Source organism: Pontibacter chinhatensis (genome assembly GCF_900113285.1).
Lineage (GTDB): Bacteria > Bacteroidota > Bacteroidia > Cytophagales > Hymenobacteraceae > Pontibacter > Pontibacter chinhatensis.
This window is the reverse complement of the sequence record NZ_FOOT01000003.1, coordinates 66382-84991: the sequence shown is the minus strand read 5'-3', so window position 1 is coordinate 84991 and position 18610 is coordinate 66382. Positions and strand designations below refer to the sequence as shown.

Annotated in this window: 14 protein-coding genes; 7 read left to right on the top strand and 7 right to left on the bottom strand. The window is 54.0% G+C overall.

Features of this window, described 5'->3' with window-relative positions:
- Nucleotides 1-20: 20 nt before the first annotated feature.
- The gene (locus tag BM040_RS09510; RefSeq protein ID WP_245756169.1) at nt 21-2102 is read left to right on the top strand and encodes a hypothetical protein; all 2082 of its coding nucleotides are present in this window, start codon (nt 21-23) and stop codon (nt 2100-2102) included.
- Nucleotides 2103-2166: 64 nt separating this feature from the next.
- On the opposite strand, the gene BM040_RS09505 is transcribed toward BM040_RS09510, so the two are convergent.
- On the bottom strand, nt 2167-3030 hold the full coding sequence (locus BM040_RS09505; protein WP_092101444.1) for an LOG family protein: 864 nt from the start codon (nt 3028-3030) through the stop codon (nt 2167-2169).
- A 143-nt stretch (nt 3031-3173) separates the two neighbouring features.
- Nucleotides 3174-4421, bottom strand: coding sequence for an ABC transporter permease (locus BM040_RS09500; protein WP_092100519.1), 1248 nt, complete (start codon nt 4419-4421; stop codon nt 3174-3176).
- Nucleotides 4422-4619: 198 nt separating this feature from the next.
- Between BM040_RS09500 and queA the strand changes: the two genes are divergently transcribed.
- Complete coding sequence (gene queA / locus BM040_RS09495) at nt 4620-5666, top strand: tRNA preQ1(34) S-adenosylmethionine ribosyltransferase-isomerase QueA (protein WP_092100517.1); 1047 nt, start codon at nt 4620-4622, stop codon at nt 5664-5666.
- Nucleotides 5667-5886: 220 nt separating this feature from the next.
- The gene (locus BM040_RS09490) at nt 5887-6564 is read left to right on the top strand and encodes a 2-C-methyl-D-erythritol 4-phosphate cytidylyltransferase (protein ID WP_092100515.1); all 678 of its coding nucleotides are present in this window, start codon (nt 5887-5889) and stop codon (nt 6562-6564) included.
- A 721-nt stretch (nt 6565-7285) separates the two neighbouring features.
- On the opposite strand, the gene BM040_RS09485 is transcribed toward BM040_RS09490, so the two are convergent.
- The 3 genes from BM040_RS09485 to BM040_RS09475 form a co-directional block, all read right to left on the bottom strand.
- Nucleotides 7286-7966, bottom strand: a complete 681-nt coding sequence (locus BM040_RS09485; RefSeq protein WP_245756168.1) for an ABC transporter ATP-binding protein — start codon at nt 7964-7966, stop codon at nt 7286-7288.
- Nucleotides 7967-8104: 138 nt separating this feature from the next.
- Entirely contained in the window at nt 8105-8326 is a 222-nt protein-coding gene (locus tag BM040_RS09480; RefSeq protein ID WP_007652164.1) for a DUF2795 domain-containing protein, read from the bottom strand.
- Nucleotides 8327-8609: 283 nt separating this feature from the next.
- Complete coding sequence (locus BM040_RS09475) at nt 8610-9923, bottom strand: DUF349 domain-containing protein (RefSeq protein ID WP_092100511.1); 1314 nt, start codon at nt 9921-9923, stop codon at nt 8610-8612.
- 340 nt (nt 9924-10263) lie between these two features.
- On the opposite strand from BM040_RS09475, the gene ettA reads away from it, so the two are divergent.
- The 3 genes from ettA to BM040_RS09460 all read left to right on the top strand — a co-directional run bounded on the left by ettA (nt 10264) and on the right by BM040_RS09460 (nt 14544).
- A complete protein-coding gene (ettA, locus tag BM040_RS09470) occupies nt 10264-11934 on the top strand; it encodes an energy-dependent translational throttle protein EttA (RefSeq protein WP_092100509.1) in 1671 nt (556 codons plus the stop codon).
- A gap of 641 nt (nt 11935-12575) precedes the next feature.
- Nucleotides 12576-13568 carry a GNAT family N-acetyltransferase gene (locus BM040_RS09465; protein ID WP_092100507.1) on the top strand — a complete coding sequence of 331 codons (993 nt, stop codon included), beginning with the start codon at nt 12576-12578 and terminating at the stop codon, nt 13566-13568.
- Nucleotides 13569-13578: 10 nt separating this feature from the next.
- Nucleotides 13579-14544 (top strand): GNAT family N-acetyltransferase, encoded by a 966-nt coding sequence (locus BM040_RS09460; RefSeq protein WP_175491029.1) that lies wholly within the window; start codon nt 13579-13581, stop codon nt 14542-14544.
- A 360-nt stretch (nt 14545-14904) separates the two neighbouring features.
- Here BM040_RS09460 and BM040_RS09455 read toward each other — a convergent pair whose 3' ends face one another.
- A complete protein-coding gene (locus tag BM040_RS09455; RefSeq protein WP_092100503.1) occupies nt 14905-16473 on the bottom strand; it encodes a serine hydrolase in 1569 nt (522 codons plus the stop codon).
- 127 nt (nt 16474-16600) lie between these two features.
- Between BM040_RS09455 and BM040_RS09450 the strand changes: the two genes are divergently transcribed.
- A complete protein-coding gene (locus BM040_RS09450; RefSeq protein ID WP_092100501.1) occupies nt 16601-17509 on the top strand; it encodes an ion channel in 909 nt (302 codons plus the stop codon).
- On the opposite strand, the gene BM040_RS09445 is transcribed toward BM040_RS09450, so the two are convergent.
- Nucleotides 17506-18468 carry a zinc dependent phospholipase C family protein gene (locus tag BM040_RS09445; RefSeq protein ID WP_092101442.1) on the bottom strand — a complete coding sequence of 321 codons (963 nt, stop codon included), beginning with the start codon at nt 18466-18468 and terminating at the stop codon, nt 17506-17508. The genes BM040_RS09450 and BM040_RS09445 overlap by 4 nt on opposite strands.
- Nucleotides 18469-18610 lie beyond the last annotated feature (142 nt).

Below are 18610 nucleotides of genomic sequence, written 5' to 3'. Positions count from 1 at the left end.
TTACTTCTATGACAAGGCAAATGCGGATAACAAAACAACTGTTTATACTTTTACTGGCGCCCCTGCTAAGTTACAGCACCATGGCGCAGCAGCTACCCGAGGCCGGACAGGTGCAGGCGCTACTCTCTGAGGAACGGGTGCAGTTGGTACACAGCCAACCTTACTACGCAGCCGGCGAGCGGCTTTGGTTTACGGCATTCCTCAGCAAGATTCCCTCCAACATTCCACCCAGCAAAACGCTGTATGTGGAGCTGCTCGATGCCCGGGAGCAGGTTATACTTCGGCAGCGGCTGATAGTGGAGGAAGGCAAGGCGAGCGGCGACATACTTCTGCCGGAGAACCTCCCCACAGGAACCTATACTTTGCTGGCTACCACCAACTGGATGCGGAACTACAGTAAGGACCAGCAGTACCGCGAGCCGCTCCTGATTGTGAATGCCGGCGAGGTGGCGGCCCTCCATACTAAAAAGCCGGCAGAGGCAAACAAGCCGGTGCAGGTGCAGTTCTTTCCGGAGTCTAACAGTCTGGTGGCCGGAGTGGCCACCAAGCTAGCCGTAGTAGTGACCAATGCGGCCGGTGTAGGCATTACTGCCAGCGGAAGTATAGAAAACAGCGCCGGTGAAACGGTAGTCCACTTCCAAACAGATAAGAGCGGCCTGGCCACGGTTGATTTTACGCCAGCGCCACAGGAGCAATACCAGGCACAGGTGCAGGCCGAAGGCTATGCGCCAGGGCGGGTAAGCGTGCCCGAGGCAAAGCAAAGCGGGTTATCGCTGGCGGTGGAGGAGCAGACAGCCGAGCAGCTCCGTGTAAGGATTAACAATCCCTCTTCCTGGCGCTATACTTTGGTGGCAGAGGCCGGGGGCAAAGTATACTTCTCGCAACGTGGCAATGCCGGTGGAGCCATTGCGGTGCCCTGGCCAGCCGAAGCAGGTGAGGCCGTAAGGCTGCTGTTGCTGAACCCGGGCGGCTTGGTAGAGGCCGAGCAGCAGGTAGCGCAACGGCAGAAGCAACCTCTCCTAAGTATCAGCACAGACAGGCAGCAGTACGGCCCACGGCAGCAGGTAACTGTCACCGTTCAGACCACTCATGCCCCAGGCGCCCCTTTGGCAGTTGCCGTTACAAGTATAAAACCCGATTTTACGATGCCGCTGGCTATCAACTCAACTTTGGGGCGCAATGCTGAAGGCGGGCAATTAGTAGCAGCTGGTCCTGACCAGGAACTATGGGCAGGGTTAGTGTCTGGTAAAACAGCGATGGCGCATGGCGTTGAGTCTTTGGTAGATGCCTTTGTGAAAGACGGTGTAAATATGCCCTTCGTGAACGAGAGTTATCGTGCAGTTACCGACACAGCTTTTGTGCAGGCGCTGCCGGAAAATGTGGTGCAGTATGCCCTGCAGCAGCGCAACAGAACCCGGATAAACGAGGCATACGGCCTGGCAGAGGCCCATGCCACAGCGCCGGTGCCCAGGCTGCCAGCCGACAGGGTAGCCAGACTGGACGAGTACATTACCTTCGACAATGTGGAGGAAGCCCTGCGCGAGACAACCACAAACCTGAGGCTCGGCAAAAAGAAAGGGCGGCACCGCGCGCGCCTGCTCTACGTTGCTCCGGGTGTAAAGCGAATGATGAAAGGAGAGCCGATATACCTGATAGATGGCGTAGTGGTAAAGGGCATGGAAGAGATACTGGCGCTCGACCTGAACGACATCTCCTCTTTTGAGCTAACCTGGATGGAGGAGAAGCTTTATGCGGCTAACCTGGGGCACGTGGCGGATAATGGCATATTGGCGGTATACACCAAAAGCGGCGAGGCCAGGGACAAACTGAGGGAGAAGGGGTATGCCACGTTGTTTGAGCAGTACAACCGGCCCAGGGTATTTGTCGCGGCGGCACCTGGTGCAGGCACCAGCGCCACCCCGGATTTCAGGCAACTGGTTTACTGGGAGCCGCAGCTCAGGCTGTCTTCTGACGGCAAGGCGACTTTCTCTTTCTTCACTACCGACCAGACAGGCGACTTTTCTATAAGAATACAAGGTATAACGGCCGATGGACTACCTGTTACCGGAGAGGCAACCTACCAGGTCCGGCTTGTGAAGTAAAGTATAAAAACAACGAAGCCCGCTGTGTTGGCAGCGGGCTTCCAAAGTATAAAGTATAGCGCTCTTAGAAGTTCGGGGAGAGCAGGTACTTGCTGTAGAAGTCGTCGATGATTTTCACCGCCTCCGACGGGTCATCCACAATGTGCACCAGGTCCAGGTCCTCCTTACTGATGTTGCTTTCCATCTTCAGCATCACGTTTTCCACCCACTCCAGCAAGCCGCTCCAATACTCGCGGCCCACCAGCACAATCGGGAAAGCGCCTATTTTTTTCGTCTGGATCAGCGTAATCGCCTCAAACAGTTCGTCCAGTGTGCCGAAGCCGCCCGGCAGCACCACAAAGCCCTGCGCATACTTCACAAACATCACCTTCCGCACAAAGAAGTAGTCGAAGTTGATAAGCTTGTCGGAGTCGATGTAGATGTTGTTGAACTGCTCGAAGGGCAGGTGGATGTTGAGGCCCACCGATTTGCCGCCTTCGGAGTGGGCGCCTTTGTTACCGGCCTCCATAATGCCCGGTCCGCCGCCCGTAATCACGCCATAGCCGTGGCGCACCAGTTTGGCGGCAATCTCCTCGGCCATAATGTAATACTTGTTGTCAGGCTTGGTGCGGGCCGAACCGAAAATGGAAACGCAGGGGCCAATTTTGGCCAGCTTCTCGAAGCCGTCCACAAACTCGGCCATTACCTTGAATATCTGCCACGAGTCGGCAATCTTAATCTCGTTCCAGTCCTTGTCTACAAAGGCACGACGTATTTTTATGTCTTCCTCGGAGGCAGGCGGGGCAGTGGATTGGCCGCTCTCGCGCAGGTCTGTTACCGATCTGGCTTTATTGTCGTTTACGTCTGGCTTCAGGATGGTCTGGCCACTGCCGGTGTGCAGCGCCTCGTCGTTTAGCTTGGTCTTACTCGTCTTTCTAAGTTTTGTCATTTTCTTTCTCGTCATCTTCTGCGGAGGCTTTCGCGCTCCTGCGCCGCTGCAATAACGGCGCGCTTCATCACAAATTTTATTTAAATACGTTGGCCCTTCGTTTTCGTGAGGTTAAAACAAGAAAAGCCACGCGATATTTTGCCTTATTTGGAACGGATGGCAATTACAGGGTCCAGGTTAGAGGCCAGCACCGCCGGTATAATCCCCGACAGCATCCCAATCACGGCCGATACGCCGAGGCCAAGTATAATGTTGCCCACCGAGAGCGTAATCTTCATCATGTCCTGCGGGATGAGCGTGAGCAGGAACACGAGCAGAATGCCGATGCCGCCGCCCAGCAGGCTCAGGAACACCGACTCGAAGAGGAACTGGAAAAGTATGAAATAGTTTTTGGCTCCGAGTGATTTCTGGATTCCGATGATGTTGGTGCGCTCCTTTACCGACACGAACATGATGTTGGCAATGCCAAAGCCGCCCACCAGGATCGAGAACCCGCCAATAACCCAGCCGCCCAGGCCCACCACCTGAAAAAAGCCGCCAATGGCCTCCTGTATCATCTCAGGGCGGTTCATTGCAAAGCTGTCCTCGTCGCGGGGGCGCAGGCCACGGATGTTGCGCATAATGCCGCGGGCCTCATACTCCAGCTCCAGCAATCCCGGGTCATCTTCGCGGCCTTTCAGCACAATGCTGGAGCCGATGCCACGGGGGCCTACATCGAACATTTTAGAGAAGGTGCTGTAGGGAATCATGCCCATCTGGTCCATGTTCGGCATCCCAAAAATATTCTCGCCCTGCTTCTCGATTATCCCGACAACGGTAAACTTCTGCCCGGCTACCTTCAGCGTTTGCCCGATGGGGCTGCTGTAGGGGAAGAGGGTGGTGGCGATCTCGTCGCCCAGGATTATCACGTTGCGCGCTGCCTCCGACTCCTGTGGTGTAAAATAGCGGCCGTCGGCGATGGGCACCTCGCTTACTTTAGGGTAATCGTAGGAAATGCCCGTTAGATTCCCGTTGGAGTAGCTGTTGTTGCCTTGCTTGTAGGTATTGCCGCCTCTGCTCGCAGTGATGGCGACGCCGGTACCGGTGGTGATGCGCCGCTCCAGCATGCGGAACTCTTGCTCTGTAGCTTCCGGGCGCTGAAAGTACTTCCACCAGGGATAGCTGCCCCCCGTAGACCATGGCCACTTCTCTACATAAATCACCTTGTCGCCGATAAAGCTCATGCTGTCGCGCACGTTACGCTCCAGTGAGTCTACCAGCGTGAACACAGAGATAATCGCGAAGATGCCAATCGTGACGCCCAGCAACGACAGGATGGTACGCAGCAGGTTGGCGCGCAGGGCTTGCCAGGCGAAACGGAAACTTTCTGCTATCAGGCGGAGGTAAATCATGGCTTCTTCTTATATCAGGTATAACGGCGTCAAGTATTTTTTAAAAGTAAGCATAATTCGGGCAAATTGAGTAAATTTGCGGTTTGATTTTTTGCTTTTTAGTATGCGGTTGATTATGAACCCCGACGCGAGGTTCTGCTGTTGTCTAATTAGAAATCCCCTGCAAGTATAAGAACCAAATACCGTAATATTTGATATATGAAATTATCTGAATTTAAATTCGATCTTCCTGAAAGTTACCTGGCCACACACCCTGCCGAGAACCGCGACGAGTCCCGCATGATGGTAGTGCACCGCGACACCGGTAAAATCGAGCACCGTGTTTTCAAAGACATCCTGGAGTACTTCGACGAGGGCGACGTGATGGTGGTGAACGACACGAAGGTGTTCCCGGCCCGCCTGTACGGCAACAAGGAGAAGACAGGGGCGAAGATCGAGGTTTTCCTGCTGCGCGAGCTGAACAAAGACATCCACCTGTGGGACGTGCTGGTAGATCCGGCCCGCAAGATCCGCGTGGGCAACAAGCTATACTTCGGCGACAGCGATCTGGTAGCCGAGGTTATTGACAACACCACTTCCCGTGGCCGCACGATTAAGTTTCTGTTCGACGGCCCGGACGAGGAATTCTACAAAACCATCAACGACCTGGGCGAGACGCCACTTCCGAAGTACATCAAGCGCGAGGCTGAACCAGAGGACCGCGAGCGTTACCAGACGGTGTATGCCAAGAACGTAGGCGCCGTGGCTGCTCCAACAGCTGGCCTGCATTTTACCAAAGAGGTGCTGAAGCGCCTGGAGATTAAAGGTGTGGACGTGGAGCCGATTACGCTGCACGTGGGCCTGGGCACTTTCCGCCCGGTAGATGTGGAAGACCTGACCAAGCACAAGATGGACTCGGAGAACTTTATCGTTCCTGCCACTACTGCTGAGCGCGTAAACAAGGCTCTGGATAACAAGAAACGTGTGTGCGCCATCGGTACTACTACTATGCGTGCCCTGGAGTCGTCTGTATCGGCCAGCAACCGCCTGAAGAGCAACGAGGGCTGGACCGACCGTTTTATCTTCCCTCCGTACGACTTTAAGATAGCCAATGCGCTGGTAACCAACTTCCATATGCCAGAGAGCACGCTGCTGATGATGGCTGCTGCCTTCGGTGGTTACGACCTTGTCATGAAAGCCTACGAGGAGGCCATCAAAGAGAATTACCGCTTCTTCAGCTACGGCGACGTAATGCTGATCCTGTAAGTATAAACCTACTTCCAAAGTATAAAGCCCCGGCCCCAAAAGCCGGGGCTTTATTAATTTTGAATGATTGAGTGAATGGGCTCTGATACTGTAACGTTAACTACAGGTTATACTTTTGCTACACCTGTGGCGGCAGAAATGAATGATGCGAAGTATTACAACTCTCAAACTTCTAAACTCTCTAACTCCCAAACTCCAAACAACTTTCTAACTTTACCCCATGGCACAGACTCCTGAGTACGCAATTATAGTGGCCGGTGGCAGCGGCACCCGTATGCAGCAAGATATACCGAAGCAGTTTATTGAAGTGGCGGGTAAACCTATTTTGATGCACACCATCGAGCGCTTTTATGAGTATAACCCGGGCGTCAGGCTAATTGTCGTGTTGCCGCAGGAGCAGCTAACTACCTGGCGCAGCCTCTGCCAAAAGCATCATTTCAGGCTGTTCCACATGATGGTGCCGGGCGGTGCTACGCGCTTCGGCTCTGTTAAGAACGGGTTAGGTGCCGTTATGGGTGAGGGGCTTGTGGCGGTACACGACGGGGTGCGCCCATTTGTGGAAGTAGACACCATTCGTGCCGCTTACGAGGCTGCCGCAAAGTATGGAAGTGCCGTGGTGACCGTTTCGCCGAAAGACTCTATCCGGGAGCTGGTAGGGGAGACGAGTCGTGCCGTGCCGCGTGCCAAATATAAACTGGTGCAAACCCCGCAGGTTTTCCAGGCAAGCATCCTTCGCAGAGCCTACGAGCAGCCGGAGCAGGAGCACTTCACCGATGACGCCTCCGTGGTAGAAAGTATAGGCGAACGTATCACGCTGGTAGAGGGCAGTTACCGCAACATCAAAATCACTACCCCCGAGGACCTTATATTGGCCGAGGCCTTTGCAGGGAAAGTATAAAATACCAAGTCCAACTACCTCAGGCCCCTCTTTGGCTAAGGCGGGGAATTCTCTGTAGTTACTTTGGCTGAAGTATAAGTTTTATAGTTGCTGCCCTTGCGCGGACAGGGCGCGACCTGTCCCTACGAAGTATAAACCCACCCCTAGCGCTCCGAGGAGGGGAATTCCCATTAACGATTACACCCCTTATGGCCCCCTCAAGGGGACAGTTGATACTTGTTGCATAGCAAAAGCAGCAGCTATCGACCTTATCCCAGCCTTTGGGTTGAGCGCCTTCTAGATTTCCGGTGCCCGTCCAGGGCATTGCGACCGAAGGGTAGCAAAGGAAATGTACACCGCGCGATGCCCTTATCGAGGGCCCCTACCCCCAAGGCGAGGCCTCCCGGCCTTGAGGGCACCAAAGTATAAATGCAACAATAGGTATGTAAATCTGGAGGATTAACGGAGGCTAGAAAATATAGCTTGGTTCAAGCAAAAGGAAGCAGTGGATGGAAGTATAGCAGCGAGTATAAAAGACACGAGCTGCAAGCACGCGCCAGCGAAAGTATAAACCAGCAAGTATAGCTCAAGTATGAAATTATAGCCAAAGTATAAAACATGGCTTTTCAAGCCAGTCGAGTCAGAGATTCGACACCATAGCGGGCACAAGGCTAAAGACCTGCGCCAGGAAGAGCCGGAAAAGAAGTATAGAGTATAGAATTCCCTTATAACCTTTAAGTCTCTACACTACTGCCTGTCGACCCGCCTCCAGAAAAGCCTGGTTCTCCTGCACCGTTTCCGGGGATAGCGGCTCTAGGACAGGGTTTGGTTTAGAGAGGTTCAGCAGGAAGCCCCGCATGTTTGCCAGGTTTTGCAGGTCGTGCGTGATGCACAGCACGGTCTTGCCACGCGCTTCTACCCAGTCTTGCAATAAGCCGAAAACCTTGTTCTTGTAGTAGACATCAAGTTGCTGCGTGGGCTCGTCCAGCAGGTTGATGCCGGCGTCCTGCAGCATCAGCTGGGCCAGCCAGACTAGTTGCTGCTCGCCGCCGGAAAGGGTGGTAAAGTCGTGGTTCAGGAGGTGTGACAGCTGCAGTTGCTCCAGCACCCGGGCCGCCAACGCATAATCCTCGGAAGAATAATTCTCGAAAAAGCGCTTCTTGCGGAACAGTCCCATCACCACCAGGTCGTGTACTTTAATGGGAAAGTTGACGGCCGCTTTTTGCGGAAGGTAGGCCACCAGGCCCCTGCCGGATGGGTTAGAGAGGTGGCGCAGGTTCTGGTTCTGCACCAGTATTTCGCCCTGGTACGCTATTTTGCCCTGAAAGGCGCGGAAGAGGGTGGTTTTGCCAGCGCCATTATGCCCGATAATGGCGACAAAGGAAGGGGAGGGCACAGAAAAAGAAAGGTTGCGGATTAGCACACGATGGCCATAACCCGCAACCAGATTTTTTACTGTGACGACGTTAATCAATGAGTAATGATGAATGACTAATGAATCATAATGCAGAGGTTCTACCTCAGGCGCAATTACTCATTATTCATTAGCAATTACTAATTATTAGTACTCGTCTTCGTTAAACATGAAATCCTCCTTGGTAGGATAGTCAGGCCAGATTTCTTCAATGTTCTCATAAGGCTGACCGTCGTCCTCAAGGGCCTGCAGGTTCTCTACAACCTCCATCGGGGCACCAGAGCGAATAGAGTAATCGATCAGCTCATCTTTAGTGGCTGGCCAGGGTGCATCCTCCAGGTAAGAAGCTAATTCAAGTGTCCAGTACATAGTATTTTCTCCTTTAACTTATTGGCGTTTGTATATAGTCGCAAAAGTATAAATAAAAACAAGAACAAAAATTTTTACCAAATATTTATTGCTTTTTTGTCTGTTTTACCAACACAACGCAAATAAAGCACAAATGTTCATTCGTAACGCAGAAATTTTAGCCTCCATGGTTAAATTATAACATAGGGCGTAAGAAGAAGCGCAGGGAATGGGGGAAAAAGCAAAAAACGCCTGCTGCAGCGGCAGCAGGCGTTTTTTGATAAAGTATAGGCAATGCCTTGGTTTAGCGGGAGATAGCGCTCAGCTGGCTCTGGAACATCTCGATCAGCGAGGTCTTGGTGCCGATCTTACGGTTGAAGTTCCGGATCTTGCCCTTGAGCATGTTGCGGAAGGCCTCGTTGCTCGGCGAGTCGTTCAGCTTGTCCAGGTTAGACTCGAGCACCTCCAGCTCGTTTTTGTCTGATTTAATAAAATCTCTAAGGGCCGTGATGCGTGCCTGCAGCCCGTCTGTTTCAGAAAGCGACTCGCCGTTCGTCTGCTGGCGCTTGCGGATGTAGTGCTCAAGGCTGCTCATCTCAAACACGCGGTCGCAGGCTTTGATGAAGCGCTCCCACACCAGATCTGATACTTCCGGGCGAACCGGGCCAACCTTCTTCCACTCGGCCTGCAGTTCCTTGGCGCGCCGAACGGCGTCGTTCAGGCTCATGTCCTGCAGCAGTTGCTCAGCCTCGCTGGCCAGTTGCTGCTTCTGGGCATAGTTCTGCTCGTAAAACTGATCGCGCGAGGCGTTCTTTTCCTTCTGTATCTTGCGCTTAAGGCGCTCGAAGAAGTGGTTATGGGCCTTGCGGAAGCTGTTCCAGAGGTTGGTCATGGTTTTGCGCGGCAGGTTGCCGCCCACGTCTTTCCACTCGTTCTGCAGTTGCTTCAGCTTGGCCGTGGTGCCTTCCCAGTCCTCCGACTCCTGCAGGGCATACGACTGGTTGATGAGCTCCCGGTAGCGGTCATAAGCGCGGCTCTGCATGCGCTTTTTGTCCTCAAAGAAGTTCTTCTTGCGCTCGAAGAAGCCTTCCACGGCATCCCGGAAGCGGGCCTCGATCTCGTCGGTCAGCTCTTTCTCCACCGGTCCGGTCTTGATCCAGGCCGTGCGCAGATCCTTCATCTTCTCGGTCGTCTCCTTCCACTCGATGCTTTCCTGCTGGGCCTCAGCCTCCTGTATCAGGCCTACTTTGATGCTAAGGTTTTTCTCGCGGTTCTGGCGGATGGTCTCGTTTATCTCCTCCTCGGCCTTGCTCAGGATGTGGTAGATTTGCTCAAAGTCGCCGAGGGCGTCGTAGTTGCCCACCTGCTCCTTCATGTGCAGCACTTTCATCAGGAAAGAGCCTTTGTTATCGGAGGTTTCGATGCGCTGCAGCAGGTTGTTCACCTTCTCGCTAAACATCTCGAAACGCTTGGCAAAGTATACCAGCGAGTCATCCTCGGACTCTTTCACTTCGCCTACCCTACGGGCGGGGTAGTTCATAAAGGGCTTTAGCCACACTTGCTGGTCCTGGGTAAAACCAAACTTCTTGGCTTCTTCCAATAAGTTGTTGTGTTCCATTTTACTGGATTAGGTTATGGGTCGTATAGTAATTACCGGGTAAGGCAACGGAAGTAAACTAATCTTTGCATACGCAGGCTTGCCATTAGCGTTTGGCGCGGCTGGCAGTAACTCGTGCAGGATCAGTAAGCGCGTACCTTACCCATACAGATTTTTACAAGTTTAAGGATTTCAAAGCACTTTTGTGAAGTACCGAGACATGAATTTTTGCGATATTTGTCATTCCTTACGTTAATAGTAATCAGGCGGATAGCCGCGCCGCCCGCAAAGCTGCTTTGGCAACTAAAAGTCAGTACCTTTGTTACAGAACATATAAGCAAAACACTATATCAGATAAAGCATGAGCAACGAAACCATTATTTTTTCGATGGCCGGGGTGAGTAAGATTTACCCTCCAAAGAAACAAGTACTGAAGAATATCTACCTTTCCTTTTTCTATGGTGCCAAAATCGGCGTGCTGGGCCTTAACGGCTCTGGTAAGTCCAGCTTGCTCAAAATCATTGCGGGCGTAGACAAGGAAATACAAGGCGAGGTAGTATGGAGCCCGGGCTACACCGTGGGCTACCTGGAGCAGGAGCCGCAACTGGACCCTACCAAGACCGTGCGCGAGGTGGTAGAGGAAGGCGTGAGCGAAGTGGTGGCCCTGCTGAGGGAGTTCGACGAGATTAACATGAAGTTTGGCGAGGAGATGACGGACGATGAGATGAACAAACTCATCGAACGCCAGGGCAACGTGCAGGAGAAACTCGACCAGCTGAATGCCTGGGAACTGGACAACCGCCTGGAGCGCGCCATGGATGCGCTGCGCACGCCGCCGGAGGACGCCCTGATCGGCAACCTGTCGGGTGGTGAGAAGCGCCGCGTGGCCCTTTGCCGCCTGCTGTTGCAGGAGCCGGACGTACTGCTGCTGGACGAGCCAACCAACCACCTGGACGCTGAGTCGGTGGATTGGCTGGAGCAGCACCTGCAGCAGTATAAAGGCACCGTTATCGCCGTAACCCACGACCGCTACTTCCTCGACAACGTGGCTGGCTGGATTCTGGAGCTGGATCGTGGCGAAGGTATTCCGTGGAAAGGCAACTACAGCAGCTGGCTGGAGCAGAAGGCTAGCCGCCTGGCTGCTGAGGAGAAAACAGAAAGCAAGCGCCAGAAAACATTGCAGCGCGAGTTGGAGTGGGTGCGTATGGCCCCAAAAGCCCGCCATGCCAAGTCTAAGGCCCGTATCAGCCAGTACGACAAGCTTGCCGGCGAGGACGCGAAGCAGAAGGAAGAAAAGCTGGAGCTGTTTATCCCGGATGGCCCACGTTTGGGTGCGCAGGTCATCGAGGCACACAGCATCAGCAAGGCCTACGGCGATAAACTCCTCTTCGAGAACCTGAGCTTTGCCTTGCCGCAGGGTGGTATTGTGGGCATCATCGGCCCGAACGGTGCCGGTAAAACAACCCTGTTTAAGCTCATAACAGGCCAGGAGAAGCCGGATGCGGGCGATTTCAGCGTGGGCTCTACCGTGCAGATATCGTACGTAGACCAGGAGCACGCCAACCTGGACCCGAGCAAGTCGGTGTTTGAGGTGATTTCGGGTGGTACCGAGCACATGATGATGGCCGGCCGCCAGGTGAACTCCCGCGCTTACGTAAGCAAGTTCAACTTCTCGGGCGCTGATCAGGAGAAGAAAGTAGACAAACTGTCGGGTGGGGAGCGCAACCGCGTGCACCTGGCCATGACGCTGAAAGAAGGCGGTAACCTGCTGCTCCTCGACGAACCGACCAACGACCTGGACGTGAACGCGATCCGGGCCCTGGAAGACGCCCTGGAGAACTTTGCCGGCTGCGCCGTTATCATCTCCCACGACCGCTGGTTCCTGGACCGCATCTGTACGCACATCCTTGCTTTTGAAGGCGACTCGCAGGTGTACTGGTTCGAGGGTAACTACACCGAGTACGAGGAGAACAAGAAGAAGCGCATGGGCGATGTGGAGCCGAAGCGTATCCGCTATAAGAAGCTGGTGTAATCCTGAAAGTATAAAGTATGAAAAGCCCCCGCAGCCACAGGTTGCGGGGGCTTTTTTATGCCGTGTTACGGGGATAACTGGTTGATAAACGGCAGGTTATAGCGACAATCTGAAAAATATTTTAAAAAAATTTTATTGCATTCTTTTCAACCCAAACATGTTTTGGTGATGTAGCTGGTAATAAGGCGTTTGTAATATTCAGGGATGAGGTGCTGCGGGGAAAGTATAAATCAAAAGCAATAACATACTATAATTTGTATATTTAATTTATCTTATATTTATTTGCATCGCTTGCTTAGGTAGAATGGTAACCTTCTGTCAGGCAACTGGATGCAGCATTTACGTCTCACTATATAAACTAACCTCAAAACTATTTAAACATCATGAAAAAAGTTGTACTGAATGATTCTCTGGTAAACGTAATCGTTGCTACTTATTTTATTGTGGGTGGTTTTATCAGTCACATGCTGGTGATGGCTTAGATTTACGAACAGTACCGTATAAGCAGGGGCTGCACTCCAATCGGGTGCAGCCCCTGCTCTTTTAACAGACTTTCGTAGCGCAATCATCAGCCTAAAAATGATTAAGTTTGCCTAATGGCCTGCCGGCAAGCTGTGGCGGGCGCAATACCGCAGTAACGTATGATAAGGTACCTCCGCCACGAGCAGATAGACAAAACCAGATGGGACGCCTGCATCACGGCCTCTGCCGATAACATGGTGTATGCCCTGTCGTGGTTTCTGGATGTGGTGGCGCCAGGCTGGCAGGCACTGGTGGAAGAGCAGGCCGGGCAATATATAACGGTAATGCCGCTGCCAGGTACCCAGAAAATGGGTTTCCCGTACCTGAGCCAGCCTTACCACACGCACCAGCTGGGTGTTTTTACCACGCACCAAAGCAGTCCCGGTGTGCGCGAGAAAATGCTGGAGCTGACCACCGGGCGCTACAAGTTTATCCACAGCTACCGCTTTAACAAAAGCGACACCGGCAGCCTGGAGCAGCTGCAGGATACCTATGACCTGGTTGCCCGCTACACCCGCTACCTGAAGCTGGACAAACCCTACCCGGAGCTCTACAAAAACTACACCCGCGACCGCAAGATGAACCTGAAGCGGGCGCAGCGGGCTAACCTGAGCATGTTCGAGAGCGATGATATCGAGCCGCTGATCGAGCACTTTAAAAAGCACATCGAGCACAAGGTGGTGGGCGGCGTGGCCGAGAGCACCTACCAGATGCTACGCGATTTGTTCGGGGTGATGCAGGAGCGTGGCGTGGCCCAGCTGATTTATACTACCTCCGGCGGAGAAGTGAACGCTGGCTGCCTGTTCTTCAAGTATAACAATGTTATTAGCTACGCCTTTAACTCCGCCGATGAGGAGGGGCGCGTAGCGAATGGGCGCACGTTGGTGCTCGATGAGATTATCCGGCAGCACGCGGGCACGAGCTATACCCTTGATTTTGAGAGCCCGATGATTGAGCAGATAGAGCACTTCTACGCCAGCTTTGGGGCGCACCGGGTCAAGTACTTTGCCCTGCGCCACAACGGCCTGCCACTTTACGTCAAAATCATCCGCAACCTGCGGATGAAAGTATACCGCACCTTCTTTGCCTCCGGCGTGGCCGAGGAAGTATAAACCAATGCCTGTGGCCCAGCTACTCCAGCATAACGAGATCGACAAAGCCGCCTGGGACGCCTGTGTGGAAGCCTCTGACCAGCGGCAGGTGTATGCGCTCACGTGGTACCTGGATGTGGTGTCGCCGGGATGGCAGGCGGTGGTGGAGCAGGAGGGGGTAGTTTATACTTGTGTGATGCCGCTGCCGGTGCGCCGCAAGTATGGCATTTTATACTTGCAGCAGCCGCTCTTCTGCCAACAGTTGGGCATTTACGCGCGACAGGAGCTGAGGCCGGAGCAAGCAAAGGCATTTCTGGCGCTGGTGCAGCAGCACTTCAAGTATACCTCGGGCTACGCGTTCTGCACCGGCAATTCCGCTCCCCTGCAAAGTATAAAGCAGGAAGAACTGCAGCCGGTTTATACCTTGTACCTGGATTTGAACAAGCCTTACGAGCAGCTCTGGAAAGGCTACAACCGCGACCGCAAGTATAATCTTAACAAAGCTCGCCGCGAAAAGCTGCGCCTCACCCCAAGCAAGGACATCGAGCCGCTCATCGGCCTGTTCCGGCAGAACATCGCGCACAAAGTATACGGTGGGGTGGATGAGGCGGCCTACGACACGCTGCGCCAGTTATACACAGCCTGTGTGGAAAAGGGGATAGCCGAGTTGCTTTATACGTTAACGGAAGACGGAAGCATCACGGCGGGCGCGCTGTTTTTATACTATGGCGGCTACATCGTCTACATCTTTAACGCAGCCGACAGCAGCGGGCGGAAAAGCAATGGCCGCACCCTGCTTCTCGACGACCTCATCCAACGCAACGCCAACACCCCGCAAACCCTGGACTTCGAGAGCCCGATGATAGAAAGTATAGCTGGCTTTTACGAAAGCTTTGGGCCGGTGCCGGCGCCATTTTATACCTTGAAGTACAACCACCTGCCGCTGCCCCTCCGGCTGCTGAAGCAGGCGCGGCAACAGCTGCTGTTACGGTTGTAGGTCCACAAAAAAGCAGTACCATAGCAGCAGCTACTTCTGCAGCAGAAAATATCCTTTAAAAGTACAGCAATAGGGATTTAACCCTTAGAAAGTCAATAATTTATACCCTAACATTTGTAAGCAAAGCGGCGTATACACAATAAAGACAAAATCATAACGGAACTTTATATGTGAAAATTTTTACGCTGATTGCCATGAAAAATGTTTACAAAGACCAGGAAACCCTAGCATACCTGATTATCGCCGCTTACTTTGCGGTGGCTGGCACCATAGCAGTGTTGGTAAGCTACTAACAACCGTACCACTAAAAGAAAAAGGCCATACGAAAGTATGGCCTTTTATACTTTACAGCGCCTGCTGTTACTTCACCTTCTCAAATTCCAGCTCACTGAAGTGGAAGTCCGGGTTGTCGGCATCCAGGCGCAGCTGGGTTATACTCCCGTCCTCACCGGTGATAAAGCGCACGTTGGTTGGCGTGAGCAGGGCATAATCGTTTTTCCAATCGAGGTTAAAGATATCGTGCTGCCAGAAGTGGAGGGTGCCGCTTAGCACTGGTGCCGGCTCCAGCTGCAGGTGCAGTTTGCCTTCTTTCAGGCTGATGGTGGCGTTGCCGTAGAGCTTGCTGTGGTAGGTGCCAGCGTAGTCCTGCAGGTCACGGGCGGGCTTGCTCTTTTTGGCTTTCTTCTCTTTTGGCGCCTTGGCGGCAGCGGCAGCCTCGGCTTTGCGGGCCTCGGCGGCTCTGTCTAGGTAAAACTGGCTCCAGTCGCGGCCATTCTCCACGCCCAGTAGCTGATCCAACGTATAGTTACCGAGCGGGGTCATGATGCTGCTCATGCTGTTGGTCAGGATGACCATGCCCAGGTTCTCCTCCGGCACCAGCACCGTGCGGCTGTTCATGCCCTCGTGCCCGCCGCCGTGGTACACTTGCTTGCGGCCCTGGTAGTCGCTCACAAACCAGCCCAGGCCGGCACCCACAAAGTGCGTGGAAGGCACCAGCTCCTCGGATTGTTTACTTACCGGGAAGGGGTTGTGCATCGTCCACATGTTGCGGCTGGCCTCCTCGCTGAAGATCTCCTTGTTGTTATACTTGCCGCGGTTCAGCTGCAGGCGCATCCACTGGGCCTGCTGGTTGACGCTGGTAAAAATGCCGGCAGCCGGGTTCCAGTTGTCCCAGGCGTTGAGAGTGGTAACCACGGGCTTGCGGTTTTCATCGTTGCCGTGCGGCGAGGCCACGTTCTGTACGCCTTTCAGCTCATTTACAGAAGTATAGGAACGGCTCATGCCCAGCGGCTGGAAGAAAGTCTCTTTAATGTAGTTTTCCCAGGTTTTGCCGCTCACTTTCTCAATTACCTCACCAGCCACGATAAACATCAGGTTGGAGTAGCCGTAGCCGTCGCGGAAGCTGTACGTAGGTTTCAGGTAGCGCATGCGCTCCACTATCTGGGGGCGGCTGTAGGTGGTGTTGTACCAGAGCAAGTCGCCGCTGAAGGTCTGGAAGCCGGAGCGGTGGCTCAGCAGGTCCTCGATGGTCAGGTTCTCTGTCACGAACGGGTCGTAGAGCTGCAGGTAGGGCACGTACTGCTTCACTTTGTCGTCCCACTCCAGCTTGCCCTGGTCTACCAGGGTGGCCAATGCGGCGGCGGTGTAGGCTTTGGAGTTAGAGGCGATGCCGAAAACGGTGTTAGCGTCTACCTGGCCGCCCTTCTTATTATCGAGCACACCGTAGCCTTTGGCAAAAATCACGGAGTCATTTCTAACGATGGCGATGGCCATGCCCGGCACGTCCCAGTCTTTCAGGGCCTTCTGGTAATAGGCGTCGAGTTTCTGGAGGGTGGCGGCGGTGTTCTGCTGCGCCTGCGTCTGTGGCAGGGTCAGCAGGGCCAGGCATAGCAGTATCAGGCTGATGCGGAAAGTATAGATTCTGTCCATCGATATGGTCGTAGGTTCAGGCAGCAATATAGGTAATATTTGAACGCCCCGTGAAGCTTTGGCGGCGCAACGCTTACGCTGGGGCCGCTGTTTGCGTATCTTTTAGCAGAGCTTAACTTCATACACTATGTTTGGGCGCATCATTGACCTGGGCCTGGGTAAAAAGTATGCCAGCGCCACAAAACGACTCATCAACAAAGATGGCTCCTTTAACATCGTAAAGCGCGGGAGGCGGCCACGCTTCTATGATACCTACCAGTACCTGAGCCGCCTCTCGACGGGAAAGCTGCTGCTGCTGATACTTAGCGTGTACCTGTTGGTAAACACGGCCTTCGCCCTGCTGTACCTGTGGTGTGGCCTCGAAAACCTGCGCGGCACGGATGCCACCATCCCGCCCTTTCTGAATGCGTTCTTCTTTAGCGTGCAGACCTTCACCACGGTAGGCTACGGCGTACTGGCCCCCTATGGCATGGCCACCAACCTGGTCGTGACGCTGGAGTCGCTGCTGGGTTGGGTGGGCTTTGCGCTTATTGCCGGGGTGGTTTTTGGCCGCTTCTCCAGGCCTAACGTGCGCATCCTCTACAGCAACAACGCCGTTATCGCTCCCGGTGCCGGAGGCGGCCGGACGCTGCAGTTCCGGCTGGCCAACAAGCGCAGCAATGTGCTCATGGAGATGGAGGCGCGGGTGCTGCTGATGCTGGAGGGCCCCAATTACAACCGCTACTACTACAACCTGAAGCTGGAGCAGGCCACGTTGCACTTCTTTCCGCTGGAGTGGACCGTTGTGCACCACATCGACGAAGAAAGCCCCTTGTATAATGTTAGCCCGGAGCAGCTGCAGGCACAGCGGGCCGAGGTGCTGATATCGGTGAAAGGCTACGACGAGGCATTCGGGCAGAACATTCATTCCCGCTTTTCCTATACGCCTGATGAAATCTTGTGGAACTTCCGTTTCAAGAGAGCCTACGATACGGATGCCGAAGGGAGAATTATCCTGAACCTGCACAGGCTGCACGAAACAGAGCCCGTTTTTTAAGAGTCTTCCTCTCGCGCGGGATGAGCGCCCTGCTCATACTCCTTTTTCTCCATCTCCAGGCGCTGCAGCTCCTTGGCGGAGAGGTCGGCCAGTCGGCGCAGGTCGGGTTGGCCGGCATCTACCCAGGCCGTGTACCAGTAGCTGGCGATGGTGTGGATGGCCAGGCGCATCTGCCGCTCCACCTGCCCGTTCAGGCGCTTGCTGTAGGCCTCGGAAAAAGCGCGGGAGTATACGCGCGTGGTGAGGTTGTTGCGTACCTCAAAGCTATACTTCTTCTCCTCGTCAAACTCCTGCGTCAGCTCGCGCTCAAAGTATAAAACCGAGTCGAGGGCGGTGTGGGCCGAGGCGACCAGCTCCCACGCCCTTAGCTGCGGCTGCTCGATGTAGGTGGCCTGGCCTACAAAGAAGTCATAGTTGTCGGAGAAGAGCTCGGGCAGGCGCGTTTCCCAGAAGGCGTGGATGCCGTGCTGACCGGTGAGCTGGCCGTTATAGTTTTGGGTAGTGTGCAGCGGCACGCAGGCATCGGCGATGTAGTGGCCAATCTCGGTGCTCAGGCGCAGGATGCGGTCCACGTCGCGCTCCTTAAAGGCTTGGGTAAGCTGGTACTTCATGCGGTTGATGTGCCAGGGCACAATGCCATAGGCCATGAGCGTGTCTTCGGTATACTTTTCCACCGCCTCCGGCCAGAAGCGCGGCATCTTGTGCAAAGCGCTGTCGCCGTACACGTCCAGGTCGATGTAGTGGCGCGGAGCCTCGCCCTCTACGGCATAGCGGCGCTTGTCGGGGTTCACGGCATTTTCGGTGATATAGCGGATGTGCTTTTTGTAGAACCGGACCATCTCGGGCGGCAGCGAGAACACGGCCAGGCGGTTGATGCGCTGGTGCGCAAAAAAGCCCCAGGTATAGCCGTTGAGTGGCAGCAACAGGGTGAATGCCAGAAGTATAAGTTTACCTTTCATAACCATAAAGTCTCATACGGTAAGCCTACTGGGTTGGTAAAACAGGGGTTATGTTTGCAGGGAATTTACCGCGGCGCCAGGAAGCGCTTCAGGTGCCTTCGTAGCTATTAAGCTGTTTTGCCGTAGGAAACTATAAGCTAAA

Coding starts and splice junctions, on each gene's coding strand:
- BM040_RS09510 (WP_245756169.1), top strand. CDS start 21: ATGCGGATAACAAAACAACTGTTTATACTTTTACTGGCGCCCCTGCTA.
- BM040_RS09505 (WP_092101444.1), bottom strand. CDS start 3,030: ATGACAAAACTTAGAAAGACGAGTAAGACCAAGCTAAACGACGAGGCG.
- BM040_RS09500 (WP_092100519.1), bottom strand. CDS start 4,421: ATGATTTACCTCCGCCTGATAGCAGAAAGTTTCCGTTTCGCCTGGCAA.
- queA (WP_092100517.1), top strand. CDS start 4,620: ATGAAATTATCTGAATTTAAATTCGATCTTCCTGAAAGTTACCTGGCC.
- BM040_RS09490 (WP_092100515.1), top strand. CDS start 5,887: ATGGCACAGACTCCTGAGTACGCAATTATAGTGGCCGGTGGCAGCGGC.
- BM040_RS09480 (WP_007652164.1), bottom strand. CDS start 8,326: ATGTACTGGACACTTGAATTAGCTTCTTACCTGGAGGATGCACCCTGG.
- BM040_RS09475 (WP_092100511.1), bottom strand. CDS start 9,923: ATGGAACACAACAACTTATTGGAAGAAGCCAAGAAGTTTGGTTTTACC.
- ettA (WP_092100509.1), top strand. CDS start 10,264: ATGAGCAACGAAACCATTATTTTTTCGATGGCCGGGGTGAGTAAGATT.
- BM040_RS09465 (WP_092100507.1), top strand. CDS start 12,576: ATGATAAGGTACCTCCGCCACGAGCAGATAGACAAAACCAGATGGGAC.
- BM040_RS09455 (WP_092100503.1), bottom strand. CDS start 16,473: ATGGACAGAATCTATACTTTCCGCATCAGCCTGATACTGCTATGCCTG.
- BM040_RS09450 (WP_092100501.1), top strand. CDS start 16,601: ATGTTTGGGCGCATCATTGACCTGGGCCTGGGTAAAAAGTATGCCAGC.
- BM040_RS09445 (WP_092101442.1), bottom strand. CDS start 18,468: ATGAAAGGTAAACTTATACTTCTGGCATTCACCCTGTTGCTGCCACTC.